The 3,133-nt window shown below is 49.3% G+C and carries 4 protein-coding genes; 3 read left to right on the top strand and 1 reads right to left on the bottom strand.

Annotation, left to right across the window (positions count from 1 at the left end; genetic code table 11):
* The 3 genes from VIM87_RS28360 to VIM87_RS28350 all read left to right on the top strand — a co-directional run.
* On the top strand, positions 1–243 hold a 243-nt coding region (locus tag VIM87_RS28360), incomplete at its 5' end, for a hypothetical protein (RefSeq protein ID WP_332000246.1).
* 11 nt (positions 244–254) lie between these two features.
* Complete coding sequence (locus VIM87_RS28355; RefSeq protein WP_332000245.1) at positions 255–1,796, top strand: SusD/RagB family nutrient-binding outer membrane lipoprotein; 1,542 nt, start codon at positions 255–257, stop codon at positions 1,794–1,796.
* Between the two features lie 78 nt (positions 1,797–1,874).
* On the top strand, positions 1,875–2,948 hold the full coding sequence (locus VIM87_RS28350) for an SGNH/GDSL hydrolase family protein (RefSeq protein ID WP_332000244.1): 1,074 nt from the start codon (positions 1,875–1,877) through the stop codon (positions 2,946–2,948).
* 99 nt (positions 2,949–3,047) lie between these two features.
* Here the strand turns inward: VIM87_RS28350 and VIM87_RS31465 are convergent, their stop codons facing one another.
* On the bottom strand, positions 3,048–3,122 hold the full coding sequence (locus VIM87_RS31465) for a hypothetical protein (protein WP_414649674.1): 75 nt from the start codon (positions 3,120–3,122) through the stop codon (positions 3,048–3,050).
* Between the last annotated feature and the right edge of the window lie 11 nt (positions 3,123–3,133).

Genomic DNA, 3,133 nt, shown 5'->3' with positions numbered 1-3,133 from the left:
GGTTACTGGAAGCTGCGTCAGATAAGCCTGGGTTATGACTTTTCAAAACATATTCCCGCCAATTGGCTTATCAAAGGTGTAAAGCTTGACCTGGTTGCCAATAATGTGCTGATCATCAAGAAATGGATAGACAATATCGATCCTGAAACCTTTGGTTTTGGATCAGATAACCAGGTAGGGCTGGAATCACCGGGCCTGCCCAGTACCCGCAGCCTTGGATTGAATTTGAATATTAAATTCTAACAACCTCCGTTATGCAAAAGATCTTAAAATATAGCATTGGGTTCATATTATCGCTGGCCATGGCTTCCTGCGAAAGTGGATTGTCCGATCTGAATGTGAACAAAACAAATCCCTCTTCGCTTGACCCGGCGCTGTTGTTGAACCAGGGTATTATTAATACTTCTTTTCCGGTAAAATCACTGGTATTCGATGTTGGCGTTGTGCAGCAAATGGTATCGCCCAACGGCGGCGTGCTGGCCGGCGCCAATTTTAACCAGGACAGCCGCGATGTAACTACACAGCCTATATGGGCGGTCTATTATCAAAGTGTGATCAAAAATACGCATGATGCGCTGGTGCGCACAAAAGACGATCCGGCCAGGAGCAATATGTACAATATGGTGCGCATTTACCAGTCGTATGTTTTTATGGTGCTCACGGATGAATATGGAGACATACCCTATACGCAGGGCGGCGCCGGTCATTCAGACGAGATCCTGTTCCCTGAATACGACCGTCAGCAGGACATTTATCCAAAGATCATCCAGGAGCTGACAGAGGCGGCAACCGCCCTGAACCCCGCCGGCACCATTGAAACCGGTGATGCTTTATACGCCGGCGATGTAGCCAAATGGAAGAAATTTGCTTACTCCCTGCTGCTGCGCGCCGGTATGCGCTTAGTAAAAGTGGATGCCGCAAAAGCACAAAGCACGGTGCAGGCAGCGGTTGCCGGCGGCGTGATCACCGACAATGCAGATAATGCGTATATCCGTCATGATCCCAACTTCCCCCAACCCGTAGGTGGTACGCTCAACGGCAGTGAAGCCGCTAACTTTTATCTTGCCAAACCGTTTGTAGACCAGCTAAAGAATACGAATGATCCCCGTTTACCCGCCCTTGCCATCCGGTATGTAGGCGCCGGCAGCGGTGCAGGACAAACGGTAGCGATTGGCTCCACCGATCCTGCAAAACAAATAGGCATGCCCATTGGAAAAGATAACGGCACCATCACGGCCGCCGCTACTGCCGATGGCCTGGCCAGCTTTTACGATTACAGCCAGGTAGACCGCCGCAGGATCGTGAAGATCTCTTCACCGGTATTCCTGGTCACTGCCGCGCAAACCAACCTGCTGTTGGCTGAAGCGCGCTTCAGGGGCTGGATCACCAGCGGCTCTGCGGCCCAATACTTTGCCGACGGCATCAGGGCGCATATGGATCAAATGGCTGCATATGATCCCAATTCCGCTGTTCCTGCTGCGGCCCGTGATACTTACGTTACCGCCAACCCATTAGCTGCCGGCACTGAGCTGCAGCAGATCAATACCCAATACTGGATCGCTTCTTTTTTAAACGGGCCTGAAGCTTTTGCTAATTTCAGGAGAAGCGGTTTCCCGGCCTTAACACCGAATCCATACGGGCAGCCCAGTAACCCGGATGTGCCAAATGGTACTTTCATCAGAAGGCTTACCTATCCAACCTCCGAGCTGAGTGTAAATACTGAGAAGGTGAACAAGGCCATTGAACGGCAGGGCGCTGATAAGCTGAGCACCCGGGTATGGTGGGATAAACCGTAAAGCTGTGGAATAATGAATTTATCGTTTATCTTAGCCGGTATGCAGTGGTGTACCGGCTGCAGATAAACCGTTTAATTCATGAGGATATTCTTAGTTGTTCAGCTGCTCTTACTAATGCTGCAGCATGGCGCTGCACAAACCATTGTAAAAAGCAACGATCCGCATATTCATTATATGGGCCGCATCGCTTTTAAACCGGATGCAGCTGAGCTAAGCTGGTGCGGTAATTCCATTAGCATAAATTTCAGCGGCACGGGGGTTAAGGCGCTGCTGAAGGATCAGTTTGGAACTAATTACTACAAGGTTATTGTAGATGACAGCTTACTGCCCGATCTGCAGCTTGATTCAACAAAACATATCTATACGCTGGTATCAGGTTTACCGGCAGGCAAACACCGGCTAACGTTATTTAAACGTACGGAATGGAGCTTTGGTAAAACCTGGTTCTACCAGTTTGAGCTGGCTCCCCGCACAACCATCGGCCCGGCGCCTGCAGCTAAAAAACGGAAGATCGAGTTCTATGGTAATTCCATTACCTGCGGATATGCAGTGCTGGACACCACGGGGCAGGACCGGGGCACTGCGCCTTTTGAAGATCACTACCTGAGCTATGCCGCTATAACCGCCCGCCATTTCAATGCGGAGTACAGCTGTATAGCTAAAAGCGGTATTGGTGTGCTGGTAAGCTGGTTTCCGCTTATTATGCCGGAGTTGTACGATCGCCTGGATGCAACTGATGAAAAAAGTAAATGGGACTTCAGTTTGTTCAAACCCGATGTGGTAGTTATAAATCTTTTCCAGAATGATTCGTGGATAATAAACCAGCCGCAGCATGCAGAATTTATCCATCGCTTTGGCAACACCCGGCCAACGGCTGATCAGATTGTTGCAGCTTACCAGAAATTTGTGAAAAGTATCCGGGCCCGCTATCCCCAGGCTAAGATCATCTGCGCCCTGGGAAATATGGATGCAACAAGGAAGGGTTCACCATGGCCCGGGTATATATCCAAAGCAGTGGCCAACCTGCATGATCCGGGAATAAGTGCGCATTACTTCCCTTACAAGGATACGCCGGGCCATCCGGCTAAGCGTGAGCAGGAAGCTATGGCGAAGGATCTGATCAGCTATATTGAGCGGAATGTTAAGTGGTAATTGTCATCGAGCGTTCAGAAGCATTTATGCCGTTCCTGGATGCACAAAAAAAAGGAATGCTTCACCCGAAGCATTCCCTATAAACGGATGAAAGATCTGTTAATGAACAATAAGCTTTTTCGTGAAGCTGGATCCATTGGAATCTATTGTAACAACATAGAACCCTGCATTCAGCTGTGAATCGA

Source organism: Chitinophaga sp. (assembly GCF_036569125.1).
Classification (GTDB): domain Bacteria; phylum Bacteroidota; class Bacteroidia; order Chitinophagales; family Chitinophagaceae; genus Chitinophaga.
Note: the sequence above shows the minus strand (reverse complement) of the source record. Positions and strands in the feature narration are given on the sequence as shown.

What these genes read in the sequence shown, in the direction of transcription:
- VIM87_RS28355 (WP_332000245.1), top strand. Translation starts at nt 255, where the DNA reads ATGCAAAAGATCTTAAAATATAGCATTGGGTTCATATTATCGCTGGCC.
- VIM87_RS28350 (WP_332000244.1), top strand. Translation starts at nt 1,875, where the DNA reads ATGAGGATATTCTTAGTTGTTCAGCTGCTCTTACTAATGCTGCAGCAT.